We start from the raw sequence: 677 nt of genomic DNA, 5'->3' as shown, positions 1-677 counted from the left end.
TTTTCCTGCTCTTTCTTGGCTTCTGCTTGTTTATCCATTTCTTCTTTCACTTGAGAAACTTTATCTAACAGTTCATTTCTTGCTTTATCATTTTTGATTTTTTCTGTTTCGGTCTTAGCCTTATCATATAACTCCTGATCTACTGAAGAAACTTTTTCTTCGGTAGAATTATAGATCTCTGATACCGCAACTTTCGCTGTCTCAATCTGATTCACTTGATCTTCGGCTGCTGTGATAAACGTATTGATTGTTTTGTCATAGTCAGATTTTGCATCTTTTACAAAATAAGCATCTTTTACATTCGTAACGATTTCTTTTTTCAGATCATCCGTAATGGCTAAGTCTTTCTTTAGCTCTATTCCGTCCATCGCTTGGGATTGATCGTCTTTTTGATAGAGTGAATTAACAGCTTCTTGTCGATTATAGGCTGTTTGCACTTTTTCAAATGATTCCTTCACCGTCGCAATTGCTGCCTTTACTTTATCATTATCGTCGATTGAGACTGCTTTATTTTTACGTTCGCTTAACGAATCCATCTGTTCTTGAGAAAAACCTTGTACTAAATAATGTTCATCTGTTTTGTCTAATGCTGCTTTCAAATCTGAATGCAACAGATCTAACAAAGCTTTTTGAGCGTCTTGTTTTTGCTCGATTCTGGCGATTTCTTTGTTTTTCGC

General features: G+C 35.5%; 1 protein-coding gene. It reads right to left on the bottom strand.

Annotation, left to right across the window (positions count from 1 at the left end):
• Positions 1-677: hypothetical protein (locus C240_RS11850; RefSeq protein ID WP_271495945.1), on the bottom strand; the 677-nt coding region annotated here is incomplete at both ends.

This window comes from Enterococcus sp. 5H, from assembly GCF_028128615.1.
Lineage (GTDB): Bacteria > Bacillota > Bacilli > Lactobacillales > Enterococcaceae > Enterococcus_L.
This window is presented reverse-complemented; position numbering and strand designations above follow the sequence as displayed.